This window comes from Candidatus Schmidhempelia bombi str. Bimp, from assembly GCF_000471645.3.
Classification (GTDB): domain Bacteria; phylum Pseudomonadota; class Gammaproteobacteria; order Enterobacterales; family Orbaceae; genus Utexia; species Utexia bombi.
In genome coordinates this window covers 1-16,368 of sequence record NZ_AWGA01000043.1, presented here as the reverse complement: position 1 = coordinate 16,368, position 16,368 = coordinate 1, and the positions used below count along the sequence as shown (strand labels likewise).

The following is a 16,368-nucleotide window of genomic DNA, read 5'->3' as shown; positions in this document are numbered from 1 at the left end:
TCTTATAATGTGTGCATTATATCCATAAGACGTTGATAACTATCTACATCATGATATTTAACGTGGCTGGTCGACAGTTGGTTAAAAAGCTTTTTAGCACAAGCGATCTTTGCTTGTTCAACGGGTCTTAAGTTTAAACTATCCATAGTGCCTTTGGTTTCAGCAATAAAAAAGAGATGTTTTACCATACCATCATGAAAAGCAATGGCCCAATCAGGCGTGTAATTACCAACAGGAGTAGGAATATGAAAACCTTTCGGTAATTTTGCATACACGCACACTTCGCAAGCGGCATCGAGTTCTTCAACAAATTTGCGTTCAATACTGTTGTCGGATAAACCATCAGTAAAAACATAATCCTGAATCGCTTTTTTGGCTAAAAACGCCTTATCATATTTTTGTGAACTCTTTTCTTGGGTAAAGATCGTACTGTCGTAGCGACCCGAAGCTTGGTTATAAGTAATATGTTCTACAATCATCGTGGCTTTTTGCTCTTTAATCAGCTTAATTATTTTGGTGATAAATTCCTCAGGATTATACTTGAACATCGCTAATTTTTTTGGGCTTAACCCCTTTAATATTTTAACAACGGTTTTTCGAGTCAATGCCGTCTCTTGCGCAAGTTTTCCAATCAGATCATACTTTATCTGTCCGAAATGGGCATAATGTAACTTAGCTGTCTCTATTTTTTGCGTTTTAAATGCCTGATGTTGTTCAATCGCTTGTATTGTCATCTGCTCTTTTAGTTGTCCTACCGTGATCAGATATTGCAGTTGTGAAACAGATAATTTATCGTTGATATGATCAATCGCTTTATGGATTAATTCATCACTATCAAAATTGACCGTATAAGCATATTTATGATTTATCTTCTGCCATAACGCTTGAAATTCAGCTTTAGCAAAATTTTCATTCAGCGGATTTGCTTTAATCTTGGTTTCATGACCATCACTAAACATGGTATTTAAAATACCTTCATCATAAATCGCTTGAATTAATTGGTGGATCTCATCACTCATGGTGCTAAGTTCATCAGGGAGTTGAGCAACTGAATGCATTGCCATTTCATGACGATATTTATCAGTTATTTTCCGGTCGATATCCACATAACCATGACGGATCAAATAAAATTCAATTTTATCGGCCATCGCTTTATCAATAAGGATGGATCTACCATGATTATTTATATACTTACCGTTAAAATAATCACTGGTGGCGGCCATAGGTTTATCATAGAGTAAGGTTTTAATATCAGCCTGAAGCTCACTAACAAAACTTCGATAACTCTCACTAGCGATAACGGTTAGCATATTAATATCGTGCACTTGCTCACCGCAGCACTCAATATCCATACGGTTACCATCTTGATTAACACATAGACGAAGTCCTCGACCTACTTCTTGGCGTTTGGCAGTTTGATTATCGGAATGTTTTAAGGTACAAATTTGAAAAATATTCGGATTATCCCAACCTTCACGCAGAGCGGAGTGGGAAAAAATAAATCGTGTGGGTTCATCAAAATTTAATAGCCTTTCTTTATTTTTCAGGATCAGATCATAGGCGGAAATATCATCAGACGATTCTGTTCCACGTTTTAACTGGCTATCAATAATTTTTCCTGTTTTTTTATCGATACTAAAGTAGCCTTTATGGACTTTACTTACATCATAACACTGTGTCTTTAAATATGTTTGATAGGGGGTGTTGCTTGACTGGTCTCGATATTGTTGCAAAATCATTAGGTATTCTTGTTCAAAGATTTGCCCATATTCACCCAATATTTCGTTACTGTTATCATCGTATTGACGGTATTTTGCGACTTCATCAATAAAAAAGAGCGATAGCGATTTAATGCCCTGATTGAACAATTTTTCTTCTTTTTCAAAGTGCGATAAGATCGTTTCTCTAATTTGAATACGACGCATATTTTTTTCCGATATATCACCTATCACTTCGCCCGTTTTGATTAAAACACCATTCGTAAAAGTGACCATTCCCATTAATGGATCGATATCTGAAACAGTATAGCCTTTGTATTGTTCCATCTGTTTGGAGATAAAATACAGGTTATCGCCTTCATTAAAGCAACGAATTTCACGTTTAATACCATTATGGTGATTTATTTCCAGCTCAATTTTTGCTTGTGGGGGATGTTTGCTCGATAAGCGGATTTGTTCTAAATACAAATAGCTATCGGTACCGCTTAGATTTTTAACTTCAAAACCTTTTACCTCAATTTTTTTTACTAATCGTTTATTGTATGCATCGAGGGCATCAAGGACATAGATAAGATTATTCTGTTTTTTATGGGTGGCAGAGTAATGTAATGAAAATAAAGGATTGAAGTTTTTTAACGCTTTTTGTGTCACTTCGCCCCCCATCTTTTGCGGTTCATCCAAAATAATAATCGGGCGATTAGCCGCGACCACATCAATGGGACGACGCGATGCAAACTCATCGCGTTTTGTGTAAATGATCCGCGCTTCTTTATTTTTCCCATCTTCTTTTAATGACGTGGCAAAGGCTTGGGTATTAATAATCATAACATTAATCCCCGCATTGGCAGCAAAGCTGTCTAACAGGGTTAAATTTTTACTGTCATAGACAAAAAATCGGGCTTTTTGACCATAATATTCCATAAAATGATCCGTGGTGATTTCAAAGGTTTTCTTTACTCCTTCACGAATAGCAATCGATGGCACAACCACTATGAATTTGCTCCAACCATACTGCTTATTGAGTTCAAACATGGTCTTTAGGTAGACATAGGTTTTACCGGTCCCTGTTTCCATTTCAATATCAAGACTACAGTGGCCTAAATTTTTGATTAACTCAGCAGACTGTTTGATACTGTTTTGATTCTGTATTTTTTTGATGTTAGTGAGTAAATCGTTATCGGATAATGAAATAATTTCATTTTTAAAACCGATATCGCTGGGGTTGTCCTCTGTACTTGTATCAGTGTCATAAGTCATCTCTGCCTGAGGCGATCTTTCCCCTAAATCACGCACATAACGCAGGTGATGTTGATAACCTTGCCCATTAAATACTTGAACCACGGCATTTACTGCATCGGTCTGATATGGCTGAATTTTAAAATTAAATTTCATTACAACACCTTCTTTTTAGTTTCAGGGCTATAGGTGTTAAAAATTTGTTCAAAATTGGTGGCAACACTATCATTTGCTATAGAGCTATCACGCATAACAAAATAGTAAGGCTTTTGTTTAGCGATAGCTGTGATGGTTTCTTCATCAATATCTTTATCAAAGCAAGCTATCAAGAAATTATCCGAAACGTTAAAGATGTTTTTACCCGCAATAGTAGTTTGTACGATTTTACTAGACAGCATCACCCCTAAATCCAACATCACTTGAAATAATAAATCTTCGGATGTTCTATCTGCCTTAATATTATCAATCAGTGAATCAAAAAGATCAGCATTGTAGTCAGCTGGATAGTAATAAACTGCTTTCATATTACTGCTATCACATTTTAATACACGAAAACCGTTGTCGAAGTGAGCGTGTGGATTTTCTTGAGCAATTTTATTGCCTGCACGACGAATACGTTCTTTGCCAATTTCGCAGATATTTTTATAACCCGCTTTGTACGCTTCGCTTTTCTCATCGGTTTGCTCAGGAAGTTGTACCATAATAAATTTGCGCTTACCGCCATCTTCTGCATTGCGTTGCATAACCGCATGGGCAACAGTCGCCGATCCGGAAAATAGGTCGAGGATAATGGCATCATCAGAAGTAAAACACAGCATTCGTTGAATAACTTGGGTTAACTTAGCGGTATCAAAAACAGCAGTATCAAATAACTTAGCAATTTCTGTTGAGCTTCCTACCAGTAAGTCAACCCAAGAACTATTTAGTACTGTTTCATTAGTTGGTGCAATATAATGCTCAGGTTTCCCCGTTTTTGATATTCTTAATAAATCAATAGAAGTATCATTTTGTTTGGCATACCAAGCATCAATTTGTTCATCGGTAATGGTATCTGCGGTTGATTTAACCTCAGACAGCATTCTTTCATAATTAGATATAGCGACTTCACTTCGCTCTTTTCCCCAGCGCCATTGACCTTTTTGTGGTGTCACGCCAAGCAGAGGATAACGCATAGTCGGTCGATCGGTACCTCGCCAATGATTATTCCAAGATCCTGATTTGACTTTTTCTAATAGTTTCATTTGACGTGGAAAACGATAGGCGGAATTTTTACTGTATAACAATATATATTCTAACGCTTGTCCAAGTTTATCCCACGTTTCAAATTGTGCTTGAATCGATTTTGTTCCTCGGCGAATAACAATTTGATTTCTAAAATTGGATTCGCCAAATATCTCATTACATACCTTTCGCAAATTATCGACTTCTTCGTCGCCAATAGATATAAAAATTAGCCCATCATCATCAAGTAAATCCTTCATTAGTTTTAGTCTTGGATAGATCATATTCAGCCAATCGGTATGAAAGCGCCCATTGGTTTCCATGTTTTTAACTAAGCGGTTGCCTTGTTCATCATATTGGCCACTATTACCTTTATACTTATCGATACGTTGGGTAAAATTATCCTCATAGACAAAATCATTACCGGTATTATAAGGAGGATCGATATAGATCATTTTAACCTTACCAAGGTAAGTTTCTTGTAGTAGTTTCAGTACTTCCAGATTATCCCCTTCAATATATAAATTTTCGGTATCATCAAAATTAACACTTTGTTCACGACAAGGTCTTAACGTCTTAATGATAGGTGTATTAGCTAATAGAATTGATTTCTTTTTATCTGGCCAAGTAAATTGATAACGTTCTTCTCTACCTTCAACTATCACGGAAGAGAGTTCCTGTTTGAGCATATCAAAATCAATCGCATATTCCACTTTACCATGTCGGTTTTTACGTTCTATTATGCAGTTAGGAAATTGTTCACCAATTTTTTTAATGTTATCATCCACTTTATTTAGTGAACGCATTTTTAATTTTTCCATTTAAGAATCCTTTAATTCTTTCCTCAATTTAAGAACGCATTTTTATTCAGTATTTAAGCTGTATGTGTTTTTAATCTATTCAACAGTGATGTAATTGTTTTTGATTGTTCTAGATTGCCAATTTATTTTGTTACGTTTTTCGCAACAGCGATGTTACTGTTTAGTAATAGATCATTTCCACACGAAATAATTAAATGCGGTTTAGCTATTGTTATAAAAGGTTTCACCTAGGTAATGAATAAGAGATAAGCCATTACTTGCTGTCGTGACGATTGATCTACTTACTCATTACTAACTTGATACTTTCAAAAGTCTTTACTTGCATTAACTAATTCATTTACATGTTACACTTAAATGATAATCTATCAAGATTATCAAACTCGATCAAAAGTTATTTTTTTAATAGTCTATTACTAGAAGAAATAACAAAACTGTTTTCATCTTATTTATTCGCTTGCTTTACTAAATTGAACCTCATCACCCTTTAGCGACTGCATTTAATTAGCCGTTTTAGTAGAAAAAACAGATTTTAACAATTCGTCAATATTATCTATTTTTACTACTTACTTATTTTTCTAACCGTTATACTATTAACTATCTTATTTAATCAGGAGTAGTAACAATGCTTAAAAACATTAATCCAACTCATACCGATGCATGGAAAGACTTACAGTCGCATTTTGCACAAATTAAGGATTTAACAATCAAATCGCTATTTGCTGATGATCCCCAACGAGCTGAAACATTTTCTATCACTTTTGATGATCAGATTTTTATTGATTACTCAAAAAATCGTATTACTACGCAAACCATGACAAAATTACAGGCTTTAGCGAAAGAATGTGATTTAACAGGGGCGATTAAGGCAATGTTTAGTGGCGAGAAAATTAATCGTACTGAAGATCGTGCCGTTTTGCATGTAGCATTACGTAATCAATCCAATACCCCTATTTATGTGGATGGTAAAAATGTGATGGAGGATGTTAATGCAGTTTTAGAAAAAATGAAGCTGTTTAGCCAGCGTATTATTAATGGTGAATGGCGAGGATTTAGTGGCAAAGCCATTACCGATGTCGTCAATATTGGTATTGGTGGTTCTGATTTAGGTCCTTATATGATTACAGAGGCATTACGTCCTTATAAAAATCATCTAAATATGCATTTTGTCTCCAATATCGATGGTACGCAACTATCTGAAACCTTACGTCAGCTTAATCCAGAAACGACGTTATTTTTAGTCGCCTCAAAAACGTTTACGACACAAGAAACGATGACCAATGCAGAAAGTGCACGTGATTGGTTATTGAAGGACGCCAAAGAAAGCAGTGCTATTGCTAAACATTTTGTTGCCTTATCGACAAATGAGCCAGCCGTAGTTAAATTTGGTATTGATCCGGCCAATATGTTTGAATTTTGGGATTGGGTTGGTGGTCGTTATTCATGCTGGTCTGCTATCGGTTTATCGATTGTATTATCTATTGGTTATGAAAATTTTGAGCAGTTATTAGCCGGTGCTCATGCTATGGATAAACATTTTAGTGAGACTGAACTGGATAAGAATATTCCCGTCATTTTGGCCTTAATTGGACTTTGGTATAACAATTTCTTTGGCGCTGAAACTGAAGCTATTTTACCTTATGACCAATACTTGCATCGTTTTCCCGCTTACTTTCAACAAGGCAATATGGAATCAAATGGTAAATATATTGACCGTAATGGTAAAAAAGTGGATTATCAAACTGGACCAATTATTTGGGGTGAACCAGGCACCAATGGGCAACATGCTTTCTATCAATTGATTCATCAAGGAACGAAATTGATCCCTTGTGATTTTATTGCCCCTGCTATTAGTCATAATCCATTAGGGGATCACCATTCTAAATTATTATCTAACTTTTTTGCACAAACGGAAGCCTTAGCGTTTGGCAAAACTCGACAAGAGGTTGAGCAAGAATTTATCAACGCAGGTAAATCATTAGCGGATGTTGAAACTGTTGTGCCATTTAAAGTATTTGAAGGTAATAGACCAACCAATTCGTTTTTATTACGTGAAATTACACCGTTTAGTTTAGGCGCGTTAATTGCCATGTATGAGCATAAAATATTTACCCAAGGCGTTATATTAAATATTTTTAGCTTTGATCAGTGGGGTGTTGAGTTAGGTAAACAGTTAGCCGGTCGTATTCTACCAGAACTAGATGGTGATAAGACGGTTGATAGCCACGATTCATCAACCAATAATCTGATTAATCGATATAAAGCTTGGCGTTAAAGATAAATAATAAAAAAGCGATGTCAAACCGCTTTTTTACGCTTTATTTAATTATATTCCAACTCACTCATCAATACGATTAAGTAGAATAAAAAAGGCGAGGAAATCTCGCCTTTTTCATTTATCAATAAGCAGATATTCGCTTATTTTTTGACGCGCATAATGACTGTTTTGCCTTCTTCGCAAAGACCTGACATTTTAGTGAGATCAGTAATGGCATCCATATTAGATATAACCACTGGCGTTAATATAGATTTAGCTCGTCCTTCTAAGAAGGGAAGATCTAATTCGATAATTGTATCGCCAGCTTGTACATGTTGTCCTTCTTTAGCAATACGCGTGAAGCCTTCACCTTTCAACTCCACTGTATCAATACCAAAATGGACAAAAAGCTCAATGCCGCTATCCGATTCAATCGCAAAAGCGTGATTAGTTTCAAAGATTTTGCCAATTTTGCCACTGATTGGGGCAACAATTTTATTTCCTGTTGGTTTGATAGCCGCGCCATCACCAACAATTTTTTCAGCAAAAACGACATCTGGCACGTCTTCGATTCTAACAATTTCACCACTTAAAGGAGCGACAATCTCTATGCCGTCAGAATCATCTGAAACAAATTGCTTTATTTTATCGAATAAACCTTTCATTGTTACTCTCCTGTCAAATTTAGCTTAATTAACAAATTGACTTGTCAACGCTAAATTTTTCAATTAAATCCGCAATTTCTTGCGCTGTTGCTTTTTGTAAAGCAACATCAGCTAACTGTTTTGCTTCGCTGAAATTGGTATTACGTACAATTTTCTTAATTTTAGGAATAGAGATAGCGCTCATGCTAAATTCATCTAACCCCATACCAAGTAGTAAAACGGTTGCTCGTTCATCACCCGCTAACTCACCACACATACCCGTCCATTTTCCTTCTTTATGTGAAGCATCAATGACTTTCTTAATTAAGGTCAGCACCGATGGGGTTAACGGGTTATAGAGATGAGAAATCAATTCATTACCACGATCAACGGCTAAAGTGTATTGAGTTAAATCGTTAGTACCAATGCTAAAGAAATCCACTTCTTTTGCTAAATGCTCAGCAATCACCGCAGCAGCTGGCGTTTCAATCATCACACCAATTTCGATTTTTTCATCAAATGCATGGTTTTCTGCTTTTAATTGCGCTTTTAGTTTATCTATTTCTTGTTTTAACTCGCGAATTTCTTCTACCGAAATAATCATTGGGAACATGATACGCAATTTACCAAAGGCAGAAGCACGTAAAATCGCACGTAATTGAGCATGTAAGATTTCTTTACGTGATAAACTAATACGAATAGCGCGCCAACCTAAGAATGGGTTTTCTTCTTTCGGTAGATTCATATAAGGGACATTTTTGTCACCACCGATATCCATAGTACGAACAATCACGCCACGAGATCCAGCTGCCTCAGCCACTTCTTTATAAGCTTTAAATTGTTCTTCTTCATTTGGATAAGCATCGCGATCCATAAACAGGAATTCCGTTCGGTACAAGCCAACCCCTTCATAACCGTTGCGTTCTGCACCGCTAATATCACGTACCGTCCCGATATTAGCGCACACTTCAACATTATGTCCATCAAGGGTGGTTGCTGGTAGATCTTTTAATTTTGCTAACTCATTTTTATCAGCCGTGTACTGGTCGAGTACTCTTTTTAAGGTTTGGATAGTTTCATCGTTAGGATTGATATAGATTTTATTATTTACACCATCTAAGATTAAGAAATCACCTTGCTGAATATGGGTTGTTGCATCGCTGGTACCAACAATAGCAGGTAACTCTAATGAGCGTGCCATAATGGAGGTATGTGAAGTACGTCCACCAATATCCGTGATAAAACCTTTTACTTTATCTAAATTAAGTTGTGCGGTTTCTGATGGCGTTAAGTCATAAGCCACTAAAATACAAGGTTCGCTAATCGCACTTAAATCAATAATTTCCAGACCTAAGATATTTTTTAGCAGACGTTTACCAATATCACGGATATCGGCTGCACGCTCTTTTAAATATTCATCATCTAAACCTTCAAGCTCTTTTGCTTGTGATTCAAATACGGTATGTGCCGCCATATCTGCCGATTCGTGTTTGGTTTTAATGCGATTTATAATATCAGACTCTAGATCTTCATCTTCTAGCAGCATAATATGTCCTTCAAAAATCGCTGCTTTTTCTTCACCTAACGTCTCTTGCGCTTTTTTCATAATCGCATTTAACTGTTCGCTTGCTTTCGCACGCGCCGCTTTAAAACGTTCAATTTCTGCCCCAACTTTACTCTCAGGAATTGAACGGGTATTAAGTATTATTGGCTCTTCTTTTAATAATAGTGCTTTAGCAAAAGCAATACCTGGTGACACTAAAATACCTGAAACCATATATCCTTCCTTATATAATCTGTAATTTAAATGATAATTATAGGAGAACTTATTCAAGTTCTGGGATTAACTTAACCAGACGTTTAACAGCTTGTTGCTCATCATCGCCTTCAGCAGATATAGTAATAACGGTACCTTGAGTTAATCCTAAACTTTGTAATTTAAATAAACTCTTCGCACTCGCTCTCTTTCCATCGGAAGTTACAGTTATTTCAGAATGAAATGTTTTTGCTTCTTTGACAAATTGCGCTGCGGGTCGAGTATGTAAACCATTTGGCGCAGTAATAGTAACGTCTTGTGTAAACATTATCGATAACTCCTCACCTCTATTTTTCTAATTATGATTACTATAAATAAAAAAACACATATTGACTAGTTATAGATTTTGCTTATTGGCGAGCACTGTGCGACGAGCAATGATAAATAACTAAAAGTGTAGCTAACTATTATGGCGATGAATAGGTTTAGTTACAAGCTTTTGTTCATATTTGCCTTTTACTCTGTAGGGAGTAAAGGATAGAAATTTCAGCCAATGCAACTTATTGCATGATTGGATACGCAAAAAATCAGCATAATACGGATAATTCAAAAATAGAACGTGTTGATTTATCCGTCCCCTCTTCTTTTACTTAAAATCCGTGAAAATAGTGACTAGCAATCCAAATTGCTGATAATATAAACAAAAAATCTTTTTTTTATAAAATTTACTAGACAGACAGCAAATTAATGCGTAATATCTTGCCCACTTCGGTAACGATTTTATGATGGTGGCTATAGCTCAGTTGGTAGAGCCCCGGATTGTGATTCCGGTTGTCGTGGGTTCAAGTCCCATTAGCCACCCCATCCATCTTGAAACCGTTAAAACGGCGAGTAGCGCAGCTTGGTAGCGCAACTGGTTTGGGACCAGTGGGTCGGAGGTTCGAATCCTCTCTCGCCGACCACTCTTATTATGTATCAATCCTATCTTATTATCTAAAAGATACCTATAATTCTTATCTAGGCTAGAATAATAATCAGTAAACAGGGAATGTCGTTTAGCTTTATTTCAGTACATAAATGGTAATAGCACGCAATAATAAAGATAAAGCGATTAGCAACCAAACATTATGTGTATAGTTGTAATATAAATAACCCGTCAATGCTTATAATGATAGATCTATAACGCTATTTAGTTTAATAGACTATTGTTTTATAAAAATTTATTGTTAATTATTAAAATCAACGTTATTGATCATTTAATCGACTTATTAATGGGTGCACTTTTTATTCGCCTCTTTTTTTGATAGCGTGATGGCCAAATAACTTCTGGAGATACGCCCAAAACGTCAGCAATCACTTGTTCTCCCTTTGTCCAAGGACGGGATAAGGCATTCGCCAATGAGTTAGATGCATAGCCAGCTTTACGTGATTCCGCCGACAGTGAAGTTCCCTTTTTTCGTAATGCAGCAATAATATCTGCTTTATGCCAATCTTGATTAATCATAACAATAACCTCATACCATAATTATCTATACTACGATAAACGTAGTATCTAAATCAATAAAAATTCACGAATATCGTAGTTAATCTTATACACACTTAGTAAAAATAGTATGCCAGTCATTAAATACCAAGATATATTTTGTACACGCTTGAAACAAGCCCGAAAACGTAAAGAGTTATCGCAAAAGCAATTGGGTATTGCCGCAGGAATAGATGAATTTGTTGCGAGTACTCGAATTAATCGTTATGAAAAAGGTATTCATGAAGCCAGCATTGAAATTGCCGGTAGAATTGCTGAAGCGCTAAATGTTCCACTGGCTTATTTCTATGCCGATACGGATGAGCTAGCCGATATTATCTTGCAGTACTATCAAAAGCATCATAATTGAGTCTACTTTTTATATTTATCATTATTTCGCTTTTTAAATGATCATCGCAAAGCGAATTACAGTAAATTTACTAGGACGGTCGCTCATTCCATAGGATACATTGCCAACGGTCGCCGGAATATTCAAAGATAGCAATACTCCCTGTTTTGACCTTTAATGACTGTGATTGAATAAATTGTTGATAGTCAACTGGATCTAACAAATGAGGGGCAAAACGAATAATGCCATTGGATGAGACTAACAACACGGTTTCATGATCATTGATACGATGAGCAAAATTTTGCCAGTTAGCAATGATACTTTTTACATCAACCTGCCAACCATGTGGCACTTGTGCCGATTGATTCCAGCGCTCAATAACGGCTTTCCCTGCGGTAATAATTTGCTCAGCGGTCGGTAGCGTATTGCCTTCTAATGCCAATTGGTATCGACCTAAGCGCTCAATAACGCGATCTTCGGGTTGATTTTCATCTACCCCATAATCAATTTCTAAAAAATCATGGTTAGGTATAATGGGTAAGGATTGGGGTAACTGGTCGATAATCAATTGCGCCGTTCCCATTGTTCTTTGCAATGGTGCCGCATAGACTTTAGATAGATGAATCTGCTGCTGTGCTAAATATCGTCCAATATTTCGACCTAAAGTCTGTTCAACTAAAGGCAAATCTGTATGACACCCGACTCTGGTTGGTGTTTGGTCGGCGGTAAAGGTGTTACCGTGTCTGGCGATAATTAAACGTTTCATATTTTGTTGTCCTATTGATTCAAAATCAGCTCACCAAATTCGGCAATAATTTGTTCAACACGTGAGATATCTTCTGGCGAATCGACGCCACTGGTAGTTTTTCTTCCTCGATAATCCACCTCGACCATTTTAACCTTTAATCCATTTTCTAAAAAACGCATCTGCTCTAACCCTTCAATATAGCTTTTTTCCCCCAGTGATTCGGGTAAAATGAAATAGTCTTGTAAAGCATCAAAAGTATAACCGTAAAGACCTATATGGCGTTTTACTGGACTTTTTGCCATCTGTTTTTTCGCTTGTGCCAAATCGCGAATAGCGGGTAAGACATTTTTAGAAAAAGCTAATGCAAATCCCATTTTATTGACTAACACACTCGTACCCGAAAAAGGAGTCATTTGTTTGTTTTCAATAAATTGGTTAAATTCGTCCCAACTGAGTTGAATATATGGCGTAAATATATCGGCCTGTTCATGGCGCCAAGTGTCAATTAAAGCTTGGATAACATGGGGAGGACAAAGTGGATTATCGCCTTGTAAATTAATAATAAATTTTGGTTTTTGCTCTAGATTAGCCACGATATCCCAACAACGTTCAGTGCCACTCTGACAAGATGTCGACGTCGTTTTAACTGGAATCTGGTGTTGTTGACAAAAATCAACAATACGCTGATCATCGGTGGCAACCAGATAACGACAATCATGATTACTATCACAGACATAACGCGCAATATCAGCCACCCGTTTAATCATCTCAATACCAGCTATTTTCACTAATGGTTTGCCAGGAAATCGTGAGGAGCAGTATCTGGCAGGAATAACAATAAGGATATCTTGCATAATCTATTCTCTTTAATTGATCGGCTATGATTATTGATCATAAACATTAATAGCGTTCAATAGCTCAACTATTTATTCAATTCTTATGGGTTAATTTAGTTAACATCCAACGATAAAGGGATAGTATAGCGTGAAATGCCGTCCAATTGCAGCAGTTGATTAAACCTTGATGGTAACCGATCTAAGCAATTTAATAGTTATCCTTATCCTAAACAGCTTATTACTTATCAGTTTATTGCGCTTACCTGTCGCTGACTATAGATAAATGACCTGATAGGACAACACAAAGGCTAGGAAGATGATAAAAAAAATGCTTATCTATTGGGCTGCCACTTAAGTTAAAACGTTGACATCGTGATTGGCTATAATGCTAGTTTATAGCCATTCTATTTAAATTACTAATGGGATAAATATAACACAACAAAATGGTAACCATTTGTTACGTCTAAACAGCCGTTATGGGGCTAAACCATTCATTTAGTTTATTTTTTAGTTGCTCTATTCCCTGTTTTTTTAATGAGGAAAACGTCGCTACTGTAATGTCTCCCTGAAAAGGCAAAATCGCTTCACGTACCATATCAAGCTGACGTTTTTGAGCACCGCTTGCTAATTTGTCCGCTTTAGTCAACAATAACAGAACAGGAATATCCACCGAAACCGCCCAATCAATCATCTGTTGATCAAGATCTTTTAGCGGATGGCGGATATCCATTAAAACAACCAAACCTTTTAAACTTTCACGCTTTTGTAAATATTCACCCAGTGACTTTTGCCATTTACGCTTAATCGCTTCAGGAACTTGAGCGAAACCATAACCAGGCAAATCAACTAGCCGGCAATCTGGTTCAACTTCAAATAAATTAATTAATTGCGTGCGTCCAGGTGTTTTACTGGTACGTGCCAGATTTTTTTGTTGAGTAAGCGTATTTAAGGCACTAGATTTACCTGCATTAGACCGACCAGCAAAGGCGATTTCCACGCCACTGTCGATCGGTAAATGAGTAATATCTGGGGCACTTGTCACAAAATGCGTTTTTGCATAATTTAAACTACGAACTAACGCCACAAGTAGGGCTCCTATTCTTTTATGTCAGTAAGCTTATAGCGATTGTTATCTTACCTTGCATCGATCGAGCTAATCGCTAGGATAACGTTGCTACCAAGACAACTTATCGCCCACTTACTTAAACAAATTGGGGTTATCTCTATTTTTCATGACCTTATCAATCAGCGTATCCAATAGTCATGAATGGGTTTAAGCAGTAATGTAGCATAGTTAACCTAATATCGCCATTAAGGCGATTAAACTGATAGTTAAAATTTACTATGCTTGATTATCGACTAGCGTCAACAATGATTGTTTAACGTTTAACGAAGTGACTTACCGCTTGCATTAAACGTAACATACCTTGTTCGATTTCATTTTCGCCAATAATCAAAGAGGGTGCAAAACGTAATACATTATGCCCAGCATTTAAAATTAATACACCAAATTCAGCCGCAAGCTGGACAAAATCGGCAGCCTGTCCCTGGTAAGCGGGTGCTAATTCAGCGCCAAGTAGTAACCCTTTACCACGATAAGTAGTAAATACCCCATATTGTTGGTTTATTTTTTCTAATTGTTGAAGAAATCGTGTCGATCGATCGGCTACCCCAGATAACACTTCAGGCGTATTAATGATATCAAAAGCCGCATTTGCCACTGCACAGGCAAGTGGATTACCGCCATAGGTGGTACCATGACATCCAGCAGACATAACTTTAGCAATTTTATGCGTGGTTAACATAGCGCTGATGGGAAATCCGCCACCCAAGGCTTTCGCCGACGTTAATATATCAGGTGTCACATTATAGTCCATATAAGAAAACAGCGAGCCTGTGCGCCCCATTCCACATTGCACTTCATCAAAAATTAATAATGCATTACATTGATCACATAGCTGACGTAAGCCACTTAAAAAAGGCTTAGTTGCCGCAGTCAATCCACCTTCGCCTTGAATCGGCTCGAGAACTACGGCACAAGTATGATCATCAATAACGGCCTTAACGGCATTAAGATCATTAAACGGGACATGCACAATATCGGCAGGTTTTGGGCCAAAACCATCTGAGTATTTGGCTTGTCCACCAACCGATACCGTAAATAATGTGCGCCCATGAAATCCTTGGTAAAAAGCGATAATTTTAGTTTTATAAGGGCTAAAGGTTTTAACTGCATAATGCCTAGCTAATTTAAAAGCTGCTTCATTGGCTTCCGCACCAGAGTTAGCAAAAAAGACCCGTTCAGCAAAAGTATTGTTAACCAAACGTGAGGCCAAGCTTAATGCGGGTTCATTGGTAAATCCATTGCTGGTATGCCAAAGTTGAGTACTTTGTGCTTGTAAGGCTGCCACTAATTTAGGATGACAGTGCCCTAAAGCATTTACTGCAATACCACCAGCAAAATCGATATATTCTTTTCCTTGCTGATCCCAAACACGACTGCCTTCACCTTTAACGGGAATGAATTGTGCTGGTGCATAGACTGGAAGAATAATTTCATCAAATAACGTTCTAGACATAACTTGCTGCTTAGGAGGCATGATCTCACCTTATGATAAACAACTTATTTAATGGTAGGTATATCATATCCTATCTCAGGATTAAGTAAATAATTATTCATTATTATTGAATTAATATTCATTAATTTGGTTTTTAATCTGTGATTTATTAATAAATTGGTCTTTAACCATCCTTGGCGCTCAGTGACGTTATTCTAACTATATAATCGTCTATTTCCTTCAGAAAAAATATGGCTAATTATGACGTTTTGGCCGCCCATTGTTACTAGTAATTAGCAGGTTCTACGATAATTGCATTCAATTACATAAGCTTTAAATATACTGCTTCAAAGGACTAGCCCAATGATAACCACCACCTAGTTTTGTTATATAAAAGCAAAATATGTACGTAAAAAGTAACGATCTAATCTTTTATTAAGCTAGTTAACAACAAATTAGTACTAGATTCGAATCAAAGAATCGCTACAATATCACTTTTATTACTTTTAACTTACGGAAAACCGCATGGCGCAATATGTTTTTACCATGAACCGGGTGGGAAAGATTGTTCCACCTAAACGCTATATTTTAAAAGATATTTCATTAAGTTTTTTTCCTGGTGCTAAAATTGGTGTACTAGGATTAAATGGTGCGGGTAAATCAACCTTGCTCAGAATTATGGCGGGCATTGATACTGAAATTGAA

The 16,368-nt window shown here is 36.6% G+C and carries 13 protein-coding genes and 2 tRNA genes; 5 read left to right on the top strand and 10 right to left on the bottom strand.

Annotated elements, in window-relative coordinates; all coding sequences use genetic code 11:
* Positions 1 to 2: 2 nt before the first annotated feature.
* Positions 3 to 3,110: a type III restriction-modification system endonuclease gene (locus O970_RS03985; RefSeq protein ID WP_024495867.1), complete on the bottom strand. Its 3,108-nt coding sequence runs from the start codon at positions 3,108 to 3,110 to the stop codon at positions 3 to 5.
* Positions 3,110 to 4,996 carry a site-specific DNA-methyltransferase gene (locus O970_RS03980; protein WP_024495866.1) on the bottom strand — a complete coding sequence of 629 codons (1,887 nt, stop codon included), beginning with the start codon at positions 4,994 to 4,996 and terminating at the stop codon, positions 3,110 to 3,112. The genes O970_RS03985 and O970_RS03980 overlap by 1 nt, the downstream gene beginning before the upstream one ends.
* 622 nt (positions 4,997 to 5,618) lie before the next feature.
* Here O970_RS03980 and pgi point away from each other — a divergent pair.
* Entirely contained in the window at positions 5,619 to 7,268 is a 1,650-nt protein-coding gene (pgi, locus tag O970_RS03975) for a glucose-6-phosphate isomerase (RefSeq protein WP_024495865.1), read from the top strand.
* Positions 7,269 to 7,411: 143 nt separating this feature from the next.
* On the opposite strand, the gene crr is transcribed toward pgi, so the two are convergent.
* The 3 genes from crr to ptsH are packed head-to-tail and all read right to left on the bottom strand — an operon-like array spanning position 7,412 to position 9,978.
* A complete protein-coding gene (crr, locus tag O970_RS03970) occupies positions 7,412 to 7,915 on the bottom strand; it encodes a PTS glucose transporter subunit IIA (RefSeq protein WP_024495864.1) in 504 nt (167 codons plus the stop codon).
* A gap of 28 nt (positions 7,916 to 7,943) precedes the next feature.
* Positions 7,944 to 9,671, bottom strand: coding sequence for a phosphoenolpyruvate-protein phosphotransferase PtsI (gene ptsI, locus O970_RS03965; RefSeq protein ID WP_024495863.1), 1,728 nt, complete (start codon positions 9,669 to 9,671; stop codon positions 7,944 to 7,946).
* 49 nt (positions 9,672 to 9,720) lie between these two features.
* A complete protein-coding gene (gene ptsH / locus O970_RS03960; protein WP_024495862.1) occupies positions 9,721 to 9,978 on the bottom strand; it encodes a phosphocarrier protein Hpr in 258 nt (85 codons plus the stop codon).
* Positions 9,979 to 10,438: 460 nt separating this feature from the next.
* On the opposite strand from ptsH, the gene O970_RS03955 reads away from it, so the two are divergent.
* Together O970_RS03955 and O970_RS03950 are read left to right on the top strand one after the other, a co-directional pair.
* A tRNA-His gene (locus O970_RS03955) sits at positions 10,439 to 10,514 on the top strand.
* A 21-nt stretch (positions 10,515 to 10,535) separates the two neighbouring features.
* Positions 10,536 to 10,612, top strand: a tRNA-Pro gene (locus O970_RS03950).
* 290 nt (positions 10,613 to 10,902) lie between these two features.
* Here the strand turns inward: O970_RS03950 and O970_RS03945 are convergent.
* Positions 10,903 to 11,154, bottom strand: a complete 252-nt coding sequence (locus O970_RS03945) for a helix-turn-helix domain-containing protein (RefSeq protein ID WP_024495861.1) — start codon at positions 11,152 to 11,154, stop codon at positions 10,903 to 10,905.
* Between the two features lie 109 nt (positions 11,155 to 11,263).
* Between O970_RS03945 and O970_RS03940 the strand changes: the two genes are divergently transcribed.
* The gene (locus O970_RS03940) at positions 11,264 to 11,542 is read left to right on the top strand and encodes a helix-turn-helix domain-containing protein (protein WP_024495860.1); all 279 of its coding nucleotides are present in this window, start codon (positions 11,264 to 11,266) and stop codon (positions 11,540 to 11,542) included.
* 70 nt (positions 11,543 to 11,612) lie between these two features.
* On the opposite strand, the gene O970_RS03935 is transcribed toward O970_RS03940, so the two are convergent.
* The 4 genes from O970_RS03935 to argD all read right to left on the bottom strand — a co-directional run bounded on the left by O970_RS03935 (position 11,613) and on the right by argD (position 15,705).
* On the bottom strand, positions 11,613 to 12,287 hold the full coding sequence (locus tag O970_RS03935) for a histidine phosphatase family protein (protein WP_036562591.1): 675 nt from the start codon (positions 12,285 to 12,287) through the stop codon (positions 11,613 to 11,615).
* Between the two features lie 11 nt (positions 12,288 to 12,298).
* Entirely contained in the window at positions 12,299 to 13,123 is an 825-nt protein-coding gene (locus O970_RS03930; RefSeq protein ID WP_024495859.1) for a 3-deoxy-manno-octulosonate cytidylyltransferase family protein, read from the bottom strand.
* A 445-nt stretch (positions 13,124 to 13,568) separates the two neighbouring features.
* The gene (gene yihA, locus O970_RS03925) at positions 13,569 to 14,189 is read right to left on the bottom strand and encodes a ribosome biogenesis GTP-binding protein YihA/YsxC (RefSeq protein WP_024495858.1); all 621 of its coding nucleotides are present in this window, start codon (positions 14,187 to 14,189) and stop codon (positions 13,569 to 13,571) included.
* Between the two features lie 295 nt (positions 14,190 to 14,484).
* A complete protein-coding gene (gene argD, locus O970_RS03920) occupies positions 14,485 to 15,705 on the bottom strand; it encodes a bifunctional acetylornithine/succinyldiaminopimelate transaminase (protein ID WP_024495857.1) in 1,221 nt (406 codons plus the stop codon).
* A 483-nt stretch (positions 15,706 to 16,188) separates the two neighbouring features.
* Here argD and O970_RS03915 point away from each other — a divergent pair.
* Positions 16,189 to 16,368, top strand: a 180-nt coding sequence (locus O970_RS03915; protein ID WP_036562589.1) for an ATP-binding cassette domain-containing protein, incomplete at its 3' end; no start/stop codon positions are given.

What these genes read in the sequence shown, in the direction of transcription:
- O970_RS03935 (WP_036562591.1), bottom strand. Translation starts at nt 12,287, where the DNA reads ATGAAACGTTTAATTATCGCCAGACACGGTAACACCTTTACCGCCGAC.
- ptsH (WP_024495862.1), bottom strand. Translation starts at nt 9,978, where the DNA reads ATGTTTACACAAGACGTTACTATTACTGCGCCAAATGGTTTACATACT.
- O970_RS03930 (WP_024495859.1), bottom strand. Translation starts at nt 13,123, where the DNA reads ATGCAAGATATCCTTATTGTTATTCCTGCCAGATACTGCTCCTCACGA.
- pgi (WP_024495865.1), top strand. Translation starts at nt 5,619, where the DNA reads ATGCTTAAAAACATTAATCCAACTCATACCGATGCATGGAAAGACTTA.
- crr (WP_024495864.1), bottom strand. Translation starts at nt 7,915, where the DNA reads ATGAAAGGTTTATTCGATAAAATAAAGCAATTTGTTTCAGATGATTCT.
- O970_RS03980 (WP_024495866.1), bottom strand. Translation starts at nt 4,996, where the DNA reads ATGGAAAAATTAAAAATGCGTTCACTAAATAAAGTGGATGATAACATT.
- argD (WP_024495857.1), bottom strand. Translation starts at nt 15,705, where the DNA reads ATGCCTCCTAAGCAGCAAGTTATGTCTAGAACGTTATTTGATGAAATT.
- O970_RS03945 (WP_024495861.1), bottom strand. Translation starts at nt 11,154, where the DNA reads ATGATTAATCAAGATTGGCATAAAGCAGATATTATTGCTGCATTACGA.
- O970_RS03985 (WP_024495867.1), bottom strand. Translation starts at nt 3,110, where the DNA reads ATGAAATTTAATTTTAAAATTCAGCCATATCAGACCGATGCAGTAAAT.
- O970_RS03940 (WP_024495860.1), top strand. Translation starts at nt 11,264, where the DNA reads ATGCCAGTCATTAAATACCAAGATATATTTTGTACACGCTTGAAACAA.
- ptsI (WP_024495863.1), bottom strand. Translation starts at nt 9,671, where the DNA reads ATGGTTTCAGGTATTTTAGTGTCACCAGGTATTGCTTTTGCTAAAGCA.